Here is a 20,298-nt window from a genome sequence, read left to right on the forward strand (position 1 = left end):
GCTTGCGCGAACGGCCTGCGCAGCGCACACCGTCGGCGTTTCTAGCGCCGCGCGATCACCGCAGTGGACTCGACCCATTCATCGAGCCAGCCGTCGCGCGCATGCGTATCGAGCAGCGTCTTCAGGTGGCTCATCAGTTCGTCGAGCCGCGCGCCGAGATGACTGCGCGACAGGCTCGACATCGACTGCGGCCGCTTCATCAACGCATCGACGGATACTTTGCGCCGCTCGATGATCGATACACGCTCGAGCGACGCAAACGGCGATTGCATCAGCACCGCTTCATGGGCGATCCAGGCGTCGGATTTGCGGCGCGCACGAGCTGGGTCGGCTTGCGCATACTGATCGAGCAGTCCGCGATATTCGGCCATCCACGGCTCCGATGCGCTGTCGGGCTGCGAAGTCGCGAATAGCGCGAGCGCGCCGCCCGGTTCGATCAGCGCATCAAGGCGTCGTAGCGTGTCGGGCCGGTCCATCCAATGAAATGCGCGGCCGATCACCGCGAGCCCGAACGGGCCCATGTCGGCGGACAGTTCGTACGAACTGCCCTCGCGGAACTCGATGTTCGGCGCGATGCCAGCGCCGAGTTCCGACGCGATGCGCAGCATTTCGGGCTCCGGATCGATCGCAACGCCGCTCGCAACCCACGACGCAAACGCGATGGACAACTGACCTGGCCCGCAGCCGATATCGAGTAGCCGTTGCGTGCCGTCCAACCCACACGCCTGGCCGACCCGCCGGATCAGGCGCGGAGAATAGGCCGCGCGGCCGGTGAGATAATGGGCGGCGGCGTGCCTGAAACGCTCGGGTACGAACGGGATCGGATCGGTCACGTCGCGCATCCAATACTGGCTTAGATCACGTCCTTCATCCGCTCGGCCACCCCGCCGCGTCGATACAGCGCGAGCGTCGCGCCAAGCCCGCAGATCGCCGCGAAGCTCAGCCAGTAGCCCGGCGCGGCCTTGTCGTTCAGCGCGTGGATCAGAAACGTCGACACCGCCGGCGTAAAGCCGCCGAACAGCGCGGTCGCGAGGCTGAACGCCAGCGAGAAGCCGGCGACCCGCACTTCGACTGGCATCACCTCGGTCAACGCGGCGACCATCGCGCCGTTGTACACGCCGAAGAAGAACGAGAACCACATCAGCACGATAAACATACGGCCGAAGCTCGGCGCCGATGCGAGCCACGACAGCGCCGGATACGCGGTGAAGATGGCCAGCAGTGTGATGGCCAGCAGCAGCGGTTTGCGGCCGATACGGTCCGATATCGCGCCGCCGATCGGCAGCCAGATAAAGTTGCCGATACCGACGCACAGCGTGACGATCAGGCTATCGGACGTCGACAGTTTCAGCACCGTCTTGCCGAAGGTCGGCGTATAGACGGTGATCAGATAGAACGTCGTGGTGGTCATCGCGGTGAGCAGCATGCCGGCGATCACCGTCTTCCAGTTCGCGAGCATCGAACTGAACACTTCGCGTGCGCTCGGATGATGCTTGCGCGACTTGAACGCCTCGGTCTCCTGCAGCGAGCGGCGCAGCAGGAACAGAAACGGCACGATGATACAGCCGATAAAGAACGGAATGCGCCAGCCCCATGCGTGTAGCGCATCGGCGGCGAGCCACTTGTTCAGCCCATAGCCTAGCAGCGCGGCGACGATGATCGCCACCTGCTGACTGGCCGATTGCCAGCTGGTATAGAAGCCTTTATGGCCGGGCGTTGCCATTTCGGCCAGATACACCGACACACCGCCCAGTTCCGCACCAGCCGAGAAGCCTTGCAGCAGGCGGCCGATCAGAACGAGCAGCGGCGCGAGCATGCCGATCGTCTCGTAGCCCGGCACGCAAGCGATCAGAATCGTGCCGCTTGCCATCAGCGTCAGCGTAACAATCAAACCTTTGCGTCGACCCACCTGGTCGATATACGCGCCAAGGAAAATCGCGCCGAGCGGACGCATCAGAAAGCCGGCGCCGAACACCGCGAAGGTCAGCATCAGCGATGCGAAGTCGCTGCCCGCCGGAAAGAATACCTTCGAGATATACGTCGCGTAGAAGCCGAACAGGAAGAAGTCGAATTGTTCGAGGAAATTGCCGCTGGTGACCCGCAGCACGGCGGCCACCTTCGACCTGGGTGGCTGCGCCGCAGCGGACATGACGGTCGATGGGGGCACGATGTTTGTCTCCATGGTATTTCCGTAGTGCGTAGTTTGAACCTTTGTTGCTCTGGCTTCCTTTCGGTTTGAAAGGATAGCGGGGGCGCGAGCGCGCGCCCCGTACGCTAACTCATTCCGAACCGAGCTTCAAACTATTCGCTTGTCTTTTCTCGATCGACGACTTCAGCAGGGCGGCGCTGCGATAGATGCCGTGTGCGAACTTCCCATACGGCAGTGTCGCGAACAACGCGAGCACGACGCCGAGATGCACCGCGAGCAGCCACGCGAGCGCCGCGGTATCGCGCCACGCGAGCAACGCGAGACCGGTTGCGCTGGTGAGCAGCAGCAGCGCGATAAAGCCGCGGTCCATCGGTTTTTGCGCGGCGTCGCCGCGTGCGGGATCGCGTTTCAGATTCAGCCACAACAGGCCGGCCGGCCCGATCAGCAGGCCGATGCCGCCTAGCGTGCCGAGCAGTACGGGGACGCTCACGAACGGATACGGCGCATGCAGGTCGAGGAAAAAGTGATAAAACGTTGCGACGACGGTTGCCGCGAAACACAGCATGAAGCCGTAGAACGTGAAGTGATGAAAGCGCCGGCGTGCGAGCGTGAAGCGGTCGTCGGCTTCGTTGCAGCCGTCGCCGTGCCCGCCATCGAGATACTTCAGCGTGAGCGCGTTTCTCGTTGCTTCCGAAATGGCTTCGCCTTGGGCCGCAGCAGATCCGGTGTCCGCCGACACGTCTTTCCAGAAGCGCGTGACGCCCACGCCGAGCGACACGCTCGCGAGCACGAAGACGATGCCGAACAGCAGCGCGAGCAGGTTGTGCGGGAAGATCGCGTAGAAGTTGCCCGCGAGCGGCGTGCCGAACAGCGGTCCGTTCATCGCGACGCCGAGCACAAGGAACAGCGCGAGGCCGAACGCGAGCGCAAGCGACAGCGTCAGGCCATTGCGTTTGTACAGCGCGCCCATGAACGATGGCACCGCATATTCGCTGTACGTGTCCATGCGTACTTTCGCCATCGCTTGCGGCACGTTCACCGCGAACTCATGCGGCGGTGCGTACTGGCATGCGTGATAGCACGCGCCGCAGTTGTGGCACAGGTTCGCGAGGTAGTTCACGTCGGCCTTGCCGAACTCGAGGCGGCGTGTCATTGCGGGGAATACCGCGCAAAAGCCCTCGCAATAGCGGCATGCGTTGCAGATCTGCATTTGCCGCGCGACTTCGGTTTCGTTTTCGGTCAGCGGCAGCACGCGGATCGTGCGATGCGCGCTTGCATTGGCGGGTCCGCCGTTCGCTGCATCCAGTCCGGATGCCAGTTGCTGCGCGTCGCGCGCGAGTGCTTCAAGCTTCTGCACGATGGGCTCCCGTTGATTCGCTTGCGGCATGTGCCGTCTGTGTGCTTCCGAGCGCCGCGCGCGCCGCCTGTGTGCCCGCGATGCGGCCGAACGCGGTGCCGATCGACATGCCGACACCCGCGGTATAGCCCTTGCCGAGCACATTGCCCGCCATCATTTCGCCGGCGACGAACAGGTTGTCGCTCGGCTGGCCGCCAAAATGCACCTGCGAGCGATCGTTCACCTTCAACCCAAGGTACGTGAACGTGATACCCGGGCGCAGTGCGTAACCATAGAACGGCGGTTTATCGAGCGGCAGCGCCCAGTGCGTCTTCGGTGGTGCGAGACCGTCGGTGCGGCAATCGTCGAGCTTCGTATGATCGAACGTCCCGGGCCGGCACGCCGCGTTATAGGCATCGACGGTGCGCATAAACGCGTCGACCGGAAGGCCCAGTTCGCGAGCAAGGTCCGGCAGCGTGTTGGCCTTGGTGCCCGGAAACACCGGCGGCATAAAGCGGCCGATCGCTTTCGAGTCGATGATCGAGTAGCCGATCTGCCCGGGTTGCTGCGCGACCAGACGGCCCCAGATCGCGTAGCGCTTCGGCCAGAAGTCTTCGCCCTCGTCGTAGAAGCGTTCGGCATCGCGATTCACCACGACGCCGAGCGATACGCAGTCGATCCGCGTGCAGATGCCGCCGTCGTACAGCGGCGCGCGCGCGTCGATTGCCACGCAGTGCGACTGCGACGGATCGCCGAGCGGATCGGCGCCCGCATCGATCATGAACTTCAGCAGCACGCCGTTGTTAAAGCGCGTGCCGCGAATCAGGAAGTTATCGGCCGGCCATTCGCCGCGCTCGTTTTGCCCCCACGCTTCGCGCAGCCATTCGCGGTTCGATTCGAAGCCGCCGGCGGCGAGCACGCACGCGCGCGCTTCGAAACGCTGGTTGCCGCTTTTTGCGGCGACGAAGCGCCCGTTATCGAGTTCGATCGAATCGACCGGGGTTTCGTAGCGGATCTGCACGCCGAGCGCTTCGGCGCTCCGGTAGTACGCGTTGACGAGCGCCTTGCCGCCACCCATGAAGAACGCATTGGTGCGCGCGACATGCAGCGTGCCGGACAACGGCGGCTGGAAGCGCACGCCGTGCTTTTGCATCCATGGCCGGCATGTCGACGACGCGCGAATCGCCAGACGCGCCAGAGGTTCGTTCGTGATGCCGCCAGTCACCTTGAGCAGATCCTGCCAGTACTCTTCTTCCGGGTAGGCGTCGACAAGCACGTCTTGCGGTGCGTCATGCATGCAGCGCAGATTACGCGTGTGCTGGGAGTTGCCGCCGCGCCATTCGCGCGGGGCGGATTCGAGAAGCAGCACCGATGCGCCGGCTTCGCGCGCCATTAACGCGGCGCACAACGCGGCGTTGCCGCCCCCGATGACTAGTACATCGACCATGGTGGGGAGTCTCCGATGCGGCGCGCCGACCGGAGTTGAATGCGTCAGCGCTTGCTCCGGTTCCACGCCGCGGTACGCCAGGCTGGCGTTTCAGCAGCGTGGCTGCAGTTGCCGCACCTGCGCGGTGTATGCGCGAACTGTAGTGGGCGCGACGCGTTGCCGCAACCAGGCGTTGGGCAACGGGTCTTCAGTTTTCGTGAAGACCGCCGCCGGACCACGGCGCGAAATCTTTAGCGCAAGCGCGCACCGAGCCAGCGGCCCTGGCTTACCAGTTCGCGCGCCGTATCGGCCAGCACCACGCGTGCGGCGAGCCCCGCAGGCGACAGTTCGTCGTCCGACACGCTGACGAGCAGGTTCGGCCGCACCGCATCGGCATCCGAAATCTGCACGCTCGCGAGGCCCGCGTTCTCGGCGCGCGCCAGCGCCGCGCCCGGCTGGATCGTTGCGCCGAGGCCGCCGCGCACCGCATCCATCAGCATCGCGAGGCCGTCGACTTCGGCGACGATGCGCGGCTCGTATTTCGCACGCTTGAACGATGCGGCGAGCGTCGTGCGCAAACCGTGCGGGCCGCTTGGCAGAATCAGCGGCAGCGTGCCGAGCTTCGCGACGCGCACGCGCTTCGTGGTCGGCATGCCGGGCAGGTCGGGCGCGCCGATCACGAACAGCCGCTCATCGAGCAGCGGCATCACGCTCCAGCGTTGCGCAGGTTCCTCGTGAAAAAGAATGGCCAGGTCGATCTGCCGCGCACCGAGCATCGATGCGAGGAAGCCGGACAGCGTCTCGACGATCCGCAGCCGCACATCGGGGTAGCGTTCGCGCATCGCGCGCATGAACGCGAGACCGAGCACACCGCTCGTGCTGGTCGCGAGGCCGACCGTCACATGGCCCGACAGACGCGCTTGACGGGCGGCGTGCGCGGCATCGTCGACGTGACGCAGCGCGAGTTGCGCCTGGCGCCAGAAGGCCAGCCCCGCATCGGTCGGCACGACGCCGCCGGACGTGCGCTGCAGCAGACGCGTTGCGAGTTCGCTTTCGAGGCGGCTGATCTGCTGGCTCAACGCGGACGTGACGACGCCCAGTTCGAGTGCCGCCTTGCCCATGCTGCCGTGCTCGACGACGCTGACGAAATACCGCAACTGTCGCAATTCCATTCGGATTCCCCGCTCGATGCCGTGAGCGGCATTGTCCGGAGTGGGGTCGGAAAACGCAAATGCTGACAGATTGCGTCGATCATGCGCCGATCGATCTTCTTGACGGATTGTATGACAGGAATATAATCATCCCGAACACGGATCATCCGTATCGCGATTCGAGATGTTCCGAACAACGCGGCCGCTGCGAATGCGATGCAGCCGCCGCGACGAGAGCCGCGGACGAACCAGCGGCCCGTCCATAGCCAGGCAGCGGAGCAGAGCGGAGACACTCAGCATGCGCGACTCATCGATGATCGGCTTACGCCTCGACGGGCTTCCTTTGTCCGGCTTTCATTGGCGTCTGCTCGGCCTGATCGCGGCCGGCATGTACTTCGATTCGTTCGATATCTATATTGCCGGCACCGTACTCGCTGCGTTGATCCACAGCGGCGAATCGACGCTGAAGCTGAACGCGACGTTCGTGTCGGTGACGTTTATCGGCATGATGGCCGGTGCGTGGCTATCCGGCCTGCTCGGCGACCGCTTTGGCCGCCGTTTTTCGTATCAGATCAATCTCGGCATCTATGGTTTCGCGTCGATTGCCGCCGCGCTCGCGCCGTCAATCTACTGGCTGATTTTCTTCCGGCTCGTGATGGGGCTCGGTATGGGCGCCGAAATCGTGGTCGGCTACGCGACGTTGAGCGAGTTCATTCCGGCCGCGTGGCGTGGCCGTTTCGGCACAATCCTGAATCTGATCATCAATACGTCGCTGTTTCTGTCGACTTTCCTCGGCTGGCTGATCGTCCCGCGTTACGGCTGGCGCTGGATGTTCGTGATCGCCGGATGCGGCGCGCTAGTCGTCTGGTTTTTGCGCAAGTCGATGCTTGAATCGCCGCGCTGGCTCGCATCGCGCGGACGCACCGACGAAGCCGGGCAGATCGTCGCGCGTATCGAGACCGCGTGCGGCGTCGATCCGGCCGTGTCGATAGAAGCGGCACGAGTGGCCGCGCGACAGGCGGGCCGCGACGCGGCGCAGAGCGCCGCCGTACCGACCAACGCGCGCATCAGCGAACTGTTCTCGCGGCGTCTGCTGACCCGCACGATCACCGCGATCACCGTGCTGGTCGCGCTATTTATCGTGAACTATGCATTCGTCAGCTGGATTCCGACTTTCCTCGTCAAACAGGGGCACAGCATTTCGAGTTCGCTTGGACTGACTGCGGTGATGTTCGCCGGTGGCCCGGTCGGCTCGTTGATCGCGTTCATGCTGGCCGAGCGGGTCGGCCGTAAATGGGGCATCGTGGTTTTTTCGCTGGTCGGCGTCGCGTTCGGTGTCGCATATCCGTTCGCGCAAGCGGCGGCAACCATCACCCTGCTCGGTTTTGCGATCACCGCGTGTATCTACGTGCTGTCGTCGTTCAGTGTCGCGAGTTACGTGCCTGAACTGTTTCCGACTGAATTGCGTCTACGCGGTTCGGGTCTTGCGAATACGGTTGGGCGCGCGGTCAGCATCGTCGTGCCGTATGGGGTCGCGGCGGCCTTCGCCGGCTTTGGTATTACGGGCGTGATCACGTTGATTGTCGGCACGCTGTTGCTGCAGGCGCTGATCGTCGGCGTGCTCGGCGCGGAGACAAAGAACCGCTCGCTCGAAGCAATTGCCGCCGAAACCGGCGATGCCGCACGCGACGCGGACCAGCAGGCCGCGGCGGCGGTCGGCCGGTAGTCGATCAACAAATTCACTTCAGGAGCGGTAACACGATGCAGCAACGCATGGCCTCTGTCGACGAACCCGTCACCGCGACGCGGCAACTCGCGCAATTCGTCGCACGCACGCGATGGAGCGATATTCCTGAAGCGGTCAGGCATGAGGCGAAGCGTTCGCTCGTCAACTACTTCGCGGTTGGATTCGCAGGTTGCGCGGACCCGTCCGTCGCCAAAGCCGTTCGCGTGTACCAGCAGCGTTTGCGCGCCGGCGATGAAGCGAGCCTGATCGGGCGCGCGGAACGCACCGACGTGCTGAATGCGGCGGCGCTCAACGCGATGACCGCGAACGTGCACGATTTCGACGACACGCATCTACCGACCATCATTCATCCGACCGCGCCGGTCGCTGCACCCCTATTTGCGGTCAGCGAAAGCCAACGCATGACCGGCGAGGCACTGCTGCTCGCTTTCGTGCTAGGCGTTGAAATCGAATGCCGGATCGGCAATGCGGTCTCGCCGTCGCACTATCAGCGCGGCTGGCACATCACGTCGACCTGCGGCGTATTCGGCGCGGCGGCGGCCGCGGCGAAGACCATGAACCTCGTCGACCGTCAGATTGCCGATGCATTCGGCTACGCATCCGCACAGGCGGGCGGACTCGTCGAAACGCTCGGCACGATGGCCAAAAGCGTAAGCGTGGGCAATGCGGCAAAGAACGGCATGTTGTCCGCGTTGCTCGCCGCCGAGGGTTTGAGCGGACCTGCAAGGCCGCTTGAAGGCGAGCGCGGCTTTCTGCGCGTCACTGCCGATGAAGCGGATTTCAAGGCGCTTACCGCGGACCTCGGCCATGTCTGGGCATTGCAGTCGAATACCTACAAGCCTTACCCGTGCGGCGTCGTGCTGAACCCGGTCATCGAAGCCTGTCTCGAACTGGCACGCGACCGGCATGGGTTGCTGTCCGATATCGAACGTGTCGAACTGGTCGGCCATCCGCTGCTGCGCGAACGAACCGACCGGCCCGGCATTCGCACCGGCCGCGAGGCGCAGGTGAGCGCGCAGCACGGCGTCGCCGTCGTGCTCGCGACCGGAAAGGCTAGTCTCGCCGAGTTCAGCGATGAACGCGTCGCGGACCCGACGTTGCGCGCGTTCGCGGGCCGCGTCGCGTTTGTCGACGACAACCGTTTTCCGGTCGAAGCGGCGCGCGTGACCGTGCTGCTGCGTTCGGGCGAAAGCGTGTCGCGCACCGTGAGCGCCGCGCGCGGCAGCCTTGCCGCGCCGCTGAGCGACGCGGATCTCGACAGCAAATTGAAAGACCTGGCCGCGTATGGCGCGCCGCATGTCGCCACGCAACGCTTGCTCGATACGCTGTGGACGCTCGATACTGCCGACGACGCCGCAATGCCGATGCACATCGCGCGTGTCGACACCCGTTAGCAAGAGAAAGGAGTTCGCCGCTTGAACATTAGCAGCGTCTTCGTCCACATCGCATCAGCTTCGCGTTTTTTTTGAACATCCATACGGAGAACTTTTAATGATCGTCGAGATGCGTATCTATCACTGCGCGCCGGGTCGTTTGCCGGCACTGCAGGATCGTTTCGTGAACATCACGCTGGGCTTCTTCGAGAAGTACGGGATCAAGCAGATCGGCTTCTGGACCACGCTCGCGGGTCCGAGCAATCACGCGCTCACGTACATGCTCCAGTGGGAAAGCCTCGCTGAGCGCGAAACCAAATGGAATGCGTTTCAGTCGGATCAGGAGTGGGTCACGAAGCGCGCGGCGACTGAAGCGGAAAAGCCGATCGTCGAGCGCATCGAGAACCACTTCCTGACGCCGACCGCTTTCTCGGCGCTTCGCTAGAACCGCACGGAGCGCTGCCTGCCAGCCGGTCGCGCCGCGGCCCGGCTGGCTTGCACGCCGATGGCCTCGCAGGCTTTCGAGCAACCGCAGCCGGTGACTTCTTAACCTGGAGCCTGGAATGTCTCGCGTTGGACAGTTTTATATCGATGGAAAATGGGTCGCGCCTCTCGCGCCGGACTGGTTCGATCTGATCGATCCGGCCACCGAAGTGCGCTTCGATCAGCTCGCACTCGGCAATGCCGCCGACGTCGATCGCGCAGTTGCGGCGGCGCGCCGCGCGTTTCCGTCATATTCGACGAGCACGGTCGCGGATCGCGTTGCGTTGTTAAAGCGCGTCGTGCAGATCTACGAGCGCCGCGTCGACGAATTCGCGGAGGCGATGCGCGCGGAAATGGGTGCGCCGATTGCTTTCGCACGCAACAATCAGGCGGCACGCGGACCATCGCATCTGAATGCGTTAATCGACGTGCTCGATTACTTCGCGTTCGAAACGCAGCGCGGCACGACGCGTGTGCGTCATGAACCGATCGGCGTGTGCGGATTGATCACGCCATGGAACTGGCCGATCAACCAGATCGTCGTGAAGATCGCGCCTGCGCTCGCGGCCGGTTGCACGATGGTGCTCAAGCCAAGCGAATATTCGGCGCTCAGCGCGCTGCTGTTCGCGGAGGTGCTCGACGAAGCAGGCGTGCCGCCAGGCGTGTTCAATCTGGTCAATGGCGACGGAGCGGGGGTCGGTGCGGCGATCGCATCGCATCCTGACATCGATATGGTGTCGTTCACCGGATCGACGCGGGCGGGTATCCAGGTCGCGAAGCTGGCGGCCGATACCGTGAAGCGCGTCGCACAGGAACTCGGCGGCAAGTCGGCCAATATCCTGCTCGATGATGTGAACCTGAGCGATGCGGTGACGCGCGGCGTGAATGCGTGCTTTGCGAATTCGGGCCAATCGTGTTCGAGTCCGACGCGCATGCTGGTGCCGCGCCGTTTGATGGATGAAGCGGCGCAAATCGCGGGCCGTGCCGCGCAGGCATTCAGGGTCGGTGCGACCGACAAGGTGACGACGCAACTCGGCCCGGTCGTGAACCGCAACCAGTTCGTGCGCGTCCAATCGCTGATTCAAGCGGGCATCGACGAGGGCGCGCGGCTCGTGACCGGTGGCACGGGCTTGCCGGAAGGGCTGTCGAAGGGCTGGTTCGTGAAGCCGACGGTGTTCGCGGATGTGAAGCCCGATATGGCGATCGCGCGCGAAGAGATTTTCGGCCCGGTACTGTCGATGATTCCATACGACAGCGACGAAGAGGCGATCCACATTGCCAACAACACGGAGTACGGTCTTGCTGCCTACGTGCAGTCGGCGAGTCTCGAGCGCGCGCGCACCGTGGGCCGCACATTGCGCGCGGGCGGCGTGCACCTGAACTATCCGACGCCCGATTTCAATGCACCGTTCGGCGGATACAAGCGCTCGGGCAACGGGCGTGAATGGGGCGAGGCAGGCTTGCGCGAGTATCTGGAAGTCAAGGCAATGGTGGGGTACGGCGAAGCGTGACGCGAGACGCCGCAACGGCGCGGCGCAATGAGCTGACACGCGGACTGAAGCGCACGCGGAGGCGCGTATTCCCGCAAAAAATTTTGCACCGTTCGTTTGTATGACAATCGGGCGGTACGACGATCATTGAAGCAGGGATGTCGCCGATGCCGCATTGGCATCGCAAACAACCGAGGAAAACGCAGATGGGAAACAACGACGGGTTTGAAAAAGGCTTCGCGAATCGCAAGGAAGTGCTGGGCGCGGCGCATGTCGAAAAATCGTGGGCGAACGCGGACGACTTCAACCGGCCGATGCAGAAGCTCGTCACCGAGTATTGCTGGGGCGAAATCTGGGGCGACCCGACGCTGCCGTTCAAGACGCGCAGCATGCTGAATATCGCGATGCTGACTGCGTTGAGCCAGCACCATGAACTGGCGGTGCACGTGAAAGGGGCGCTGAAGAACGGCGTGACCAAGGACGAGATCCGCTCGGTGTTGATGCAGGCCGGCGTCTATTGCGGCGTGCCGCTGGCGCTGGCGGCGTTTCGCGTCGCGAGCGACGCGATCAAGGCTTATGAAGCGGAAGCGAAGTCATAGACAGGCAGTCCAGCGCAAACCCGGCGGCGGCACGACGATGACGGCGCCACATCGGAACATCTTTTCGCGCATGAGTGTGTAACGCAGTACTTGCCGCGCCGCCACTACGCGCGGCGCCGGATAACGAAACCGGAGACACGGATGAAAGCGCTGACCGCAGAGCAGCTGACCCAGACCGCCGAAGAACGGTCGATCGATGAAAAGAGAAAGAGCGCAATTAAAGGCGCGTTCTTCTCCGAATTCATCGACATGTTCGATATCTATTTGCCGGTGGTGGTGTTGTCGCCGGTGCTGTTCTTCTTCCAGCCACCTCATCTGTCGGCGGGCATGGAGACGATCCTTGCGTCGCTGGTATTCATTACGACGCTGCTAGGCCGGCCAATCGGTGCGTTGCTGTTCGGCATGGTCGCGGACCGTGTCGGCCGCCGGATGGCGTCAATCTGGTCAGTGACGGGCTTCGGCGTCGTCACGCTGCTGATCGCACTGCTGCCGGGCTATCAAAGCATCGGTATCGGGTCGTACTGGCTGCTTGTGCTGCTGCGCTTCATCGACGGTATTTTTCTCGGCGGCGGCTATACCGGTGCGATGCCGCTCGCGATTGAGTACTCGAAGAAGGAACAACGCGGTTTTGTCGGTGGCCTGATCATCGCCGGCTTTCCCGCGGCCTATGTGACGATCAACCTGGTCGCGATGCTGATGTTTGCGTTTTTCCCGCTGAACGGCGTCAATTCGCCGTATGCGCAGTGGGGCTGGCGCATTCCGTTTGTGATCGGTGCGGCGCTCGCGGGCGTGCTCGCGCTGTATTACGTGCATAAGGTTTCGGAGTCGGAAATCTGGAAGAGCGAGACCGGTGAAAAGCGCGCAAAAACCGATACGCCATTGCTCGAACTGTTCAGCGGCAAGAGCGCGCGTAGCCTCGTTCAGGTGCTGCTGCTGATGACCGGCTTCTGGCTCACGCAGAACATCATCACGATTTTTTTGCCGACCGGCTTGCTCGTGCATACGCTGCATCTGAGCGGCTTCCAGTTGACGTCGACGCTGCTGCTGTCGTATTTCGTGCTGTTTTTCAGCTATATCGGCGCGGGCATGCTCGGCCAGAAGATCGGCCGGCGGCGCTTCTTCGCGATCGTCGGGCCGCTGATCGCAACCGTCGGTTCCGCGCTGCTGTATGTGCTCGGCAATGTGCGCGGCCTGTCGCTGCCCGCGATCATGCTGACCGTGTGCGTGCTCGCGGTACTCGTTACGTCGCCGTGGGGTGTGATCGTCACGTATATCAACGAGCGTTTTGCGACCGACGTGCGCGCGACCGGTTTTGGCGTCGGGTTCAGCCTGTCGGTGATCGTGCCGTCGTTCTACGCGTTCTATATGAACTGGCTCGGCGCGTTCATGCCGCTTTCGGTGACGCCCGTCGTGCTGCTCAGTATCGGCGGGCTGATCGGCATGATCGGCGCGCTGATGGGACCGGAAACCAAAGACGTCGATTTCTGAACGCATCTATCCGAAGGACATTGAAGGACATCATGAACAAGGAACGAATCGGATTTATCGGGCTCGGCAATATGGGCGGCCGCATGACGCGCCGCATTGCCGATGCCGGAATCGCAGTGCTCGGCTACGACACCGTGGCGCAACGCGTGAAAGACGCGGGCGCGCAAACGGCCGCATCGGTACGCGAAGTGGTCGGCTATGCGGACCTCGTGCTGCTGTCATTGCCGGATAGCAAGGTCGTCGAAGCCGTCGTCGAAGGTGCGGATGGCATTCTCGCGCACTGCCGCGCGGGGCAAACGGTGATCGACCTCAGTACGGCCGCCGCGAGTTCGACGGTACGGCTCAACGGTCTTTTTAAAGCGCGCGGCGTGCATTACATCGACGCGGGCATTTCGGGCGGCGCCGCGGCAGCCGAGAGAGGCACGCTGACCCTGATGGTCGGCGGCGATGCGGCCGCGATCGAAGCGGCGCAATGGATCTTCAAACCGATCGCCGGCAAGGTAATGGTGATGGGCGGCAGCGGCGCGGGCCATACGACGAAGCTGCTGAACAACTTCCTCAACGCGGTGAGCCTGGCCGCGACAGCCGAAGTGATGGTGGCCGGCAAGAAGGCGGGACTCGATCTGCATCAGCTGCTCGATGTGCTCAATAGCAGCACAGGGGTCAACTTCGCGACGCAGAACCGCTTTCCCAAGATTGTCGATGGTGATTACCTCGAAGGCGGATTGACGTCGAAGCTGATGACGAAAGATGTCGTGCTGTATGTCGATCGCGTTCGCGAACTCGGTATTGCATCGGTCAACGCGGCAGGGCCGCTCGCGAGCTTTGGTCTCGCGACGTCGCTTGGTTATGGCGATGTGATCAGCAACCGCGTCGTCGATGCAATCGGCGACGTGTCGGGCGGCGTGAGACTTCACGACAACCCCAATCGCAAAGGAGCGAACTGATGAAGGTGTTTCATGGCAGGGCCGGCGCGGCGTCGGAGCGGCGCGGCAATGGCGATACGTTTACCGGTGTCGTATGGGCCGATCCGGTGATGCCGTCCACCGATGGTGTGACGATCAATACGGTGTGCTTCGAACCGGGCGGGCGCACGTACTGGCATTCGCATGAACGCGGCCAGATTTTGCAGGTGACCGCGGGCCAGGGGTGGATTTGCGTCGAAGGCGGCAAGCCGGAAGTGATCCGCCAGGGCGACGTTGTGTGGATCGGGCCGAACGAACGCCACTGGCATGGCGGCAGCGCCGACAGCTTTATGGTTCATATTGCGACATCGCTCGGCAAATCGACGTGGCAGGAAGCGGTCAGCGAGCACGACTATCCGCCTTCGGCGCTGCGCTGAATGACAGGAGCGAGCGCGATGAAACTGACTGAGCAGCAACAGCGGGTGAAAGACGAGTTCATCCGCGTGCGCGGCACGTGGGGGCCGTCATGGGAAAGTCTGTTGCGACTCGACGCGGGCTTTCTCCATGCGTACCTGAATTTCTCCGCGGTGCCGTGGCGCAGGAATCATCTCGAAGACAAGGTCAAAGAGTTCATCTACATTACGGCCGACGCTGCGGCGACGCATCTGTACGCGCCCGGTATCCAGCAGCACCTGCAGATAGCGCTGAAGTTCGGCGCGACGCGCGAAGAGCTGATGGAAGTGCTCGAACTGATCAGCACGATCGGTATTCATGCGTGTAACGTCGGTGTGCCGCTGCTGCTCGAAGTGCTCGAAGAAGAGGGCAAGCGTACCGGACGTGCGCCGCTTGATGAACGCCAGCGCGCGCTAAAGGCCAGCTTCGAAAGGAATCGCGGCTATTGGCATCCGTCGTGGGATGGGTTGCTTGAACTTGACCCCGATCTGTTCGAAGCGTATCTCGAGTTTTCATCGGTGCCGTGGCGGACCGGCGTACTCAGTCCGAAGGTGAAGGAGCTGATTTACTGCGCGTTCGACGCGTCGGCGACGCATCTGTATCAGCCGGGGCTCAAGCTGCATATGCGCAACGCGATCCGCTATGGCGCGACGGCCGGCGAGATTATGGAAGTGCTCGAGATTGTCAGCGTGATCGGCATTCACGGTGCGGCTGTTGCAGCGCCGATGCTCGAAGCGGCGCTGGCCGCCGACGCGTCGCGAGCAGCCGCGCCCGCTGGCGTATAGACGGGTTTGCGCGCCGCAGTCAGTTCGACCCCGTCCGGGTTCGAACTGGCCGCCAATGGGTGGCTTCCGGTATCATGTGCAAGGTTTACACATTGTCGGACAGGCATACAACGGACGGGGTGCAAGATGTCAGCAGAGATTGGAGTGATACGGCCGGAAACGCTGCGCCATCAGGTCGAGAATGTTCTGCGGCAGGCGATCATGACGGGGCGTTTCGCACCCGGCGCGCGTCTCGTCGAACGCGAATTATGCGAATCTCTCGGCGTGAGCCGCACATCGGTGCGCGAGGCGCTGCGCAAGCTCGAAGCGGAAAAGCTCGTGCGCAGCGTGCCGCACAAGGGGCCGGTGGTCGCGGTGATGTCGAAGCAGGAAGCGGCGGAGCTGTATGCGCTGCGCGCGCTGCTCGAAGGCTTCGCCGCGCACGAATTCGCGCGGCTGGCGGACGATCGCGCGATCGCGCGCTTCGGTGAAGTGGCGAAGGAGTTGCGCGCCGAAGCGACCGCGCGCAATCAGGCCGGCGTGTTGCGGGCGAAGACCGCGCTCTACGATGTGTTGCTCGACAATTGCGGCAATTCGCTGATCAAGGAAATCCTGACGAGCCTCTATTCGCGGGTGAATCTGTTGCGCGCGACGTCGCTGATGCATCCGGAGCGGCTGCCCGCGAGCCTGCGCGAAATCGACAAACTCTACAAGGCGCTGAAGGCGCGCGACGGCGAAGCCGCGCAACAAGCCGCGAGCGCGCACGTGCAGAACGCGGAGAAGGCCGCGATGCGGATGCTCGACGAGCAGCAGACGGACGACGCATAGTCTCGCCTTTGGCATTTAGCGGGGCACAGCATCGAGACGTGCGATCCAGCCTTGCGTTTCCTTGCTGTGCGCCGGGTAGCGGCGCAGCACATCCGGATCGTGTCCGGGTATGACGTGGTGAGCCGAATCGGCGAGCTGGTGCACGACCCGGTAGCCCTCCAGCATGTCACCGACGTTGTAGACGGCAGGAAATGGCCGCTGCTGTTCCATGTTCGCGTACAGATGCGACGCGTCGGACGCGAGCACGACCCAACCGCGTTCGGTGTGCACCCGTACCACCTGTAGTCCGTTCGTATGGCCACCGACCAGGTGCACGGAAAGGCCCGGCGCGAGTTGCGACGCGCCGTCGTGAAACTGCACGCGACCCTCGAACAGGCGACCGACCATGGTCTTCACGTCGTCCGGGTTGAACGGATGCTTGAGCACGCCGTGGCACATGCAGCGGCCGGTGCAATAAGCCATCTCGCGATCCTGCACGTGGTAGCGCGCTTTCGGAAACAGCTCGCGGTTGCCCGCGTGGTCGTAGTGCATATGTGTGACGATCACGTCTTCCACTGAATCGGTGCGGATGCCGATGGCCTGCAACCCGTCCTCGACGCGATGCGTGGTCGTACGGCCGCGCCCATTGCCGACCTCCGGGTCAAAGCCGGTATCGACGATAAACGTACGGCTCCCGCCGACCACGGCCCAGACGAAATAGTCGAGCGGCATCGACACATCATGCGGATCGCCGCCGATAAAGTTATCGCGTGCCGGGCGGTCGTGGTGCGCGTATTTGATCGCGTAGATCCTGTAGTTTTCGAGTGGCGAAGTCATCGAGCGTCTCCTTTTCCCGAAGTTTCGTGGGCACTGATAGCGCTATCATAGCGCACCGATGTTCGTTTCGCACGAGCCGATCTTGACGGATACCGGTGGGATACAATTCGCCATCTTTCGGAAGGCGGGATGCAGATCAGTGAAAAAACGCGCAGTCACTGTTGCCGGCGGGAACGCACGGCCAGGCGAGAGCAGGGGCCGTAGCGGCGGCAGTGCGATACGCATGGCCGACGTCGCGAAGGCGGCGAACGTGTCGCTGATGACGGTGTCGCGCGCACTGAACGAGCCGGCCAAGCTTTCGGAAGAGACGCGCAAGCTCGTGCTCGATACGATTCGAAAGATCGGCTACGTGCCGAATTCGATCGCATCGAATCTCGCATCGAACCGTTCGAATGTCGTCGGGCAGATCGTGCCAAGCATTCAGAATTCGTTGTACTCGCCCACGATGAAAGGTGCGTCCGACGTGCTGCGCGCGGCGGGCATGCATCTGCTGATTGCCGATAGCGGCTATTCACTCGACGAAGAGGAAGCGCTGATCGGCGCGTTCGTCGCGCAACGCGTGTGCGGGCTGCTGTTGCACAACACCGTGCATACGCCGCGCGCCGCGCAGCTGGCGCGCCAGGCCGGCATTCCAGTGATCGAAACCGGTGACCTTGTGCGCCATCCACTCGATGCCGTGATCAGTTACTCGAACTTCAACGCGGCGAAAGAAATGACGCTGTATCTGGCGGCGCGCGGGTATCAGTCGATTGGCTTTGTCAGTGTACCGATGCGTAACAATTCGCGTTCGAAGGAGCGTTTGAAGGGTTACCACGCGGCACTTGCGGCGCTGGGCCGGGAACGTAATCCGTTGCTTGTGCGCGAGGCGGAACCGGGTCTAACGTCCGGCGCGCACGCGATGATCGACATGATGCAACGTGTGCCTGACGTCGATGCGATCTTCTTCGCGGGCGACGTGCTCGCGGTCGGCGCCCTATTCGAGGCGCAGCGGCGCGGCTGGAAAGTGCCCGAGCGAATCGCAATCGCGGGCTTCGACGATCTCGACATTCTCCGGCATACGGTGCCGAAGCTCACCTGCCTGAACCTGCCGCGGCTCGAGATCGGCCGGCGTAGTGCCGAATGCTTGCTGCAGCGCTTGCGCGGCGACGCGGATGCGGCGCCGACACGGCTTGATCTCGGTTTCGAAATCATTCAGCGCGAAAGTACCTGAAATCACGCGTGTTTTCTTGTGATACGCGCTGGGCCGCGTGCGCACTTGCATCGAGTCTGGCAATCAAACTAAGTTAGCGCTATCATAAAAACACGCCTTCAGACCGGAAGGCAATGCCAACTCAGGAAGCGTGTCGGATGAACGGAAAAACTGCGCTGGTGACCGGGTCATCGCATGGTTTAGGCCTTGCGATGGCCGATGCACTGGCTGCCGCGGGATGCAGGGTCGTGCTGCACGGGGTCGAACCTGCGGCCGCGGTCGAGCCTGTGCGTGCGGCTTTTGAAACACGCTATGGCGTAGCGCCCGACTATATCGAGGCGGATCTAGCGACGCTGGAAGCAGTGGAACTGCTGATCAATCGGACCGCTGAGCGTACCGGCTCGCTGGACATCCTGGTCAACAATGCGGTGGTCAGGCACTTCGCGCCGATCGACGCGTTCCCGGTCGATAAATGGGAGCAGGCGCTCGCGGTCAATCTGAGCGCGGCTTTTCACGCGGTACGGCTGAGCTTGCCGCGTATGCGCGAGCGCGGCTGGGGGCGCATCTTCAATATGACTTCAGTGTATGGAATGCGCGGCACCGTGAATCGCGTCGATTACGTGACGACCAAATCGGCGCTGCTCGGTTTGACGCGCGCGGTGGCGGCGGAAACGGTCGGCACGGGTATCACGTGCAATGCGATTTGCCCTGGCGCGGTCCATACGCCGACCAGCGAGAAGCGCATCGTTGCGCTGATGAGCGAGACAGGGCTTGCGCGCGAGCCTGCGATTCGCGAGTTTCTGCGCGGCAAACAGCCGAGCGGACAGTTCGTCGAAGCGTCGCATGTCGCGCAGCTGGTGGTGTTCTTGTGCGGTGAAGCGGCCGGCGAGATTAACGGGGCGATGCTACCTGTCGAAGGCGGGTGGCTGGCGACCTAGTGGCGACTTGACGGCGACGCAGTAGCGACCTGTGGTGGCTCAAGCGGCGCGCCTTTAATTCACATGTGAGGAGCAGGACATGCTGGAGAACAAGCTAATTGGTTTTATCGGCGTCGGCGTGATGGGCCGGCCGATGGCGCGGCGTCTGATCGAGCAGGGACACTCGCTGGTGATCTACGACAAGGACACGCACGCGCTCGACGAACTGCGGAAAATCGGCGCGCACGTGGCCGATAGCGTGCGCGAAGTCGCGGACAGCGCAGGTGTGGTGTTCACGAGCCTGCCGACGCCCGCGGTGTTTCGCGATGTCGCGATCGGCGCGCAAGGTGTCGTGCACGGCAAGGCGGTCAAGATTCTGATCGATCTGTCGACGGTGGGTTCGACCACCGAGAAAGAAGTCGCCGCCGCACTGCTCGCGAAAGGCATCGAGACGATCGATGCGCCGGTTAGCGGCGGCGCTGCGGGCGCACAGAAAGGCACGCTCGCGGTGATGATAGCCGGCAAGCCCGCGGTGGTCGCGCAGGTGCGCGAGTTATTCGATGTGTTCGGCAAGACCTTTAACGTCGGCAGTGAGCCGGGGCAGGGGCAGTTGATGAAGCTGCTGAACAATATGTTGTCGTCGACCGCGTTCGCGATTACATCGGAGGCGTTTGTCGCCGGTGTCAAAGGTGGGCTCGATCCGGAGACGATGATGGCGGTGATCAATGCGGGCAGCGGCAAGAACGGAGCGACGCAAGACAAGTTTCCAAAGCAGGTGTTGCCGCGCACATTCGATTTCGGCTTTCCGATCGGCAGCGTGTGCAAGGATATCGGCCTGGCGGTCGATGAATGTCAGGCGCTCGGCGTGCCGATGTGGGTCGGCAGTACGGTGCGGCAACTGTGGAATTTCGCGGCGCTGCAGGATGGCACGAAGCGCGATATGACGGAGCTGGTTCGTTATATCGAAGACTGGTCGGCGCAAGCGGGCGGGAAGAGATAAGACGCTGGGGGCGCTTACAGTGTTAGCGGTTTGAAGTGCGCGACGACGTTGGGGAACACGAGCTTGAACCACGGTGCGAAGGATTCCGGGGACCTATCCGTGATTTCGTGGGCGAGGCATATCATGAGCGATAAAAATCATGGATATGCCAATGAAGAAGAAACGCACGGTGGCGTCTCAGGCA

Annotated in this window: 19 protein-coding genes; 13 read left to right on the forward strand and 6 right to left on the reverse strand. The window is 62.8% G+C overall.

What is annotated here, in order from left to right; genetic code table 11:
* Window positions 1-41 precede the first annotated feature (41 nt).
* From BX592_RS14390 to BX592_RS14410, 5 genes are all read right to left on the reverse strand, one after another.
* Window positions 42-842: a class I SAM-dependent methyltransferase gene (locus BX592_RS14390; RefSeq protein WP_134192459.1), complete on the reverse strand. Its 801-nt coding sequence runs from the start codon at window positions 840-842 to the stop codon at window positions 42-44.
* Window positions 843-853: 11 nt separating this feature from the next.
* A complete protein-coding gene (tcuC, locus tag BX592_RS14395) occupies window positions 854-2,149 on the reverse strand; it encodes an MFS transporter (RefSeq protein WP_134192483.1) in 1,296 nt (431 codons plus the stop codon).
* Window positions 2,150-2,279: 130 nt separating this feature from the next.
* Window positions 2,280-3,506: a tricarballylate utilization 4Fe-4S protein TcuB gene (gene tcuB, locus BX592_RS14400; protein WP_279589188.1), complete on the reverse strand. Its 1,227-nt coding sequence runs from the start codon at window positions 3,504-3,506 to the stop codon at window positions 2,280-2,282.
* Entirely contained in the window at window positions 3,493-4,932 is a 1,440-nt protein-coding gene (gene tcuA / locus BX592_RS14405; RefSeq protein WP_134192461.1) for an FAD-dependent tricarballylate dehydrogenase TcuA, read from the reverse strand. The genes tcuB and tcuA overlap by 14 nt, the downstream gene beginning before the upstream one ends.
* A 230-nt stretch (window positions 4,933-5,162) precedes the next feature.
* Window positions 5,163-6,083, reverse strand: a complete 921-nt coding sequence (locus tag BX592_RS14410; protein WP_134192462.1) for a LysR family transcriptional regulator — start codon at window positions 6,081-6,083, stop codon at window positions 5,163-5,165.
* 277 nt (window positions 6,084-6,360) lie between these two features.
* Between BX592_RS14410 and BX592_RS14415 the strand changes: the two genes are divergently transcribed.
* From BX592_RS14415 to BX592_RS14460, 10 genes are all read left to right on the forward strand, one after another.
* Entirely contained in the window at window positions 6,361-7,788 is a 1,428-nt protein-coding gene (locus tag BX592_RS14415) for an MFS transporter (protein WP_134192463.1), read from the forward strand.
* A 47-nt stretch (window positions 7,789-7,835) separates the two neighbouring features.
* A complete protein-coding gene (locus BX592_RS14420) occupies window positions 7,836-9,203 on the forward strand; it encodes an MmgE/PrpD family protein (protein WP_243849540.1) in 1,368 nt (455 codons plus the stop codon).
* 97 nt (window positions 9,204-9,300) lie between these two features.
* Window positions 9,301-9,627: an NIPSNAP family protein gene (locus BX592_RS14425; protein ID WP_134192465.1), complete on the forward strand. Its 327-nt coding sequence runs from the start codon at window positions 9,301-9,303 to the stop codon at window positions 9,625-9,627.
* A 118-nt stretch (window positions 9,628-9,745) separates the two neighbouring features.
* On the forward strand, window positions 9,746-11,176 hold the full coding sequence (locus tag BX592_RS14430; RefSeq protein WP_134192466.1) for an aldehyde dehydrogenase family protein: 1,431 nt from the start codon (window positions 9,746-9,748) through the stop codon (window positions 11,174-11,176).
* Between the two features lie 185 nt (window positions 11,177-11,361).
* On the forward strand, window positions 11,362-11,754 hold the full coding sequence (locus BX592_RS14435) for a carboxymuconolactone decarboxylase family protein (RefSeq protein ID WP_134192467.1): 393 nt from the start codon (window positions 11,362-11,364) through the stop codon (window positions 11,752-11,754).
* 141 nt (window positions 11,755-11,895) lie between these two features.
* The gene (locus tag BX592_RS14440; protein ID WP_134192468.1) at window positions 11,896-13,242 is read left to right on the forward strand and encodes an MFS transporter; all 1,347 of its coding nucleotides are present in this window, start codon (window positions 11,896-11,898) and stop codon (window positions 13,240-13,242) included.
* Between the two features lie 20 nt (window positions 13,243-13,262).
* Window positions 13,263-14,189 carry an NAD(P)-dependent oxidoreductase gene (locus BX592_RS14445; RefSeq protein WP_279589189.1) on the forward strand — a complete coding sequence of 309 codons (927 nt, stop codon included), beginning with the start codon at window positions 13,263-13,265 and terminating at the stop codon, window positions 14,187-14,189.
* Complete coding sequence (locus BX592_RS14450; RefSeq protein WP_134192470.1) at window positions 14,189-14,584, forward strand: cupin domain-containing protein; 396 nt, start codon at window positions 14,189-14,191, stop codon at window positions 14,582-14,584. Before BX592_RS14445 ends, BX592_RS14450 begins: the two co-directional genes overlap by 1 nt.
* A gap of 18 nt (window positions 14,585-14,602) precedes the next feature.
* Window positions 14,603-15,385 carry a carboxymuconolactone decarboxylase family protein gene (locus BX592_RS14455; RefSeq protein ID WP_134192471.1) on the forward strand — a complete coding sequence of 261 codons (783 nt, stop codon included), beginning with the start codon at window positions 14,603-14,605 and terminating at the stop codon, window positions 15,383-15,385.
* 126 nt (window positions 15,386-15,511) lie between these two features.
* Entirely contained in the window at window positions 15,512-16,192 is a 681-nt protein-coding gene (locus tag BX592_RS14460; RefSeq protein WP_134192472.1) for a GntR family transcriptional regulator, read from the forward strand.
* Between the two features lie 15 nt (window positions 16,193-16,207).
* Here BX592_RS14460 and BX592_RS14465 read toward each other — a convergent pair whose 3' ends face one another.
* A complete protein-coding gene (locus BX592_RS14465; RefSeq protein WP_134192473.1) occupies window positions 16,208-17,008 on the reverse strand; it encodes an N-acyl homoserine lactonase family protein in 801 nt (266 codons plus the stop codon).
* Between the two features lie 223 nt (window positions 17,009-17,231).
* Between BX592_RS14465 and BX592_RS14470 the strand changes: the two genes are divergently transcribed.
* From BX592_RS14470 to BX592_RS14480, 3 genes are all read left to right on the forward strand, one after another.
* A complete protein-coding gene (locus BX592_RS14470) occupies window positions 17,232-18,218 on the forward strand; it encodes a LacI family DNA-binding transcriptional regulator (RefSeq protein WP_243849541.1) in 987 nt (328 codons plus the stop codon).
* A gap of 137 nt (window positions 18,219-18,355) precedes the next feature.
* Window positions 18,356-19,135: an SDR family NAD(P)-dependent oxidoreductase gene (locus BX592_RS14475; RefSeq protein ID WP_134192475.1), complete on the forward strand. Its 780-nt coding sequence runs from the start codon at window positions 18,356-18,358 to the stop codon at window positions 19,133-19,135.
* Between the two features lie 79 nt (window positions 19,136-19,214).
* Window positions 19,215-20,114: an NAD(P)-dependent oxidoreductase gene (locus BX592_RS14480; protein WP_134192476.1), complete on the forward strand. Its 900-nt coding sequence runs from the start codon at window positions 19,215-19,217 to the stop codon at window positions 20,112-20,114.
* Window positions 20,115-20,298 lie beyond the last annotated feature (184 nt).

Source organism: Paraburkholderia rhizosphaerae (genome assembly GCF_004366595.1).
GTDB classification, from domain to species: domain Bacteria; phylum Pseudomonadota; class Gammaproteobacteria; order Burkholderiales; family Burkholderiaceae; genus Paraburkholderia; species Paraburkholderia rhizosphaerae.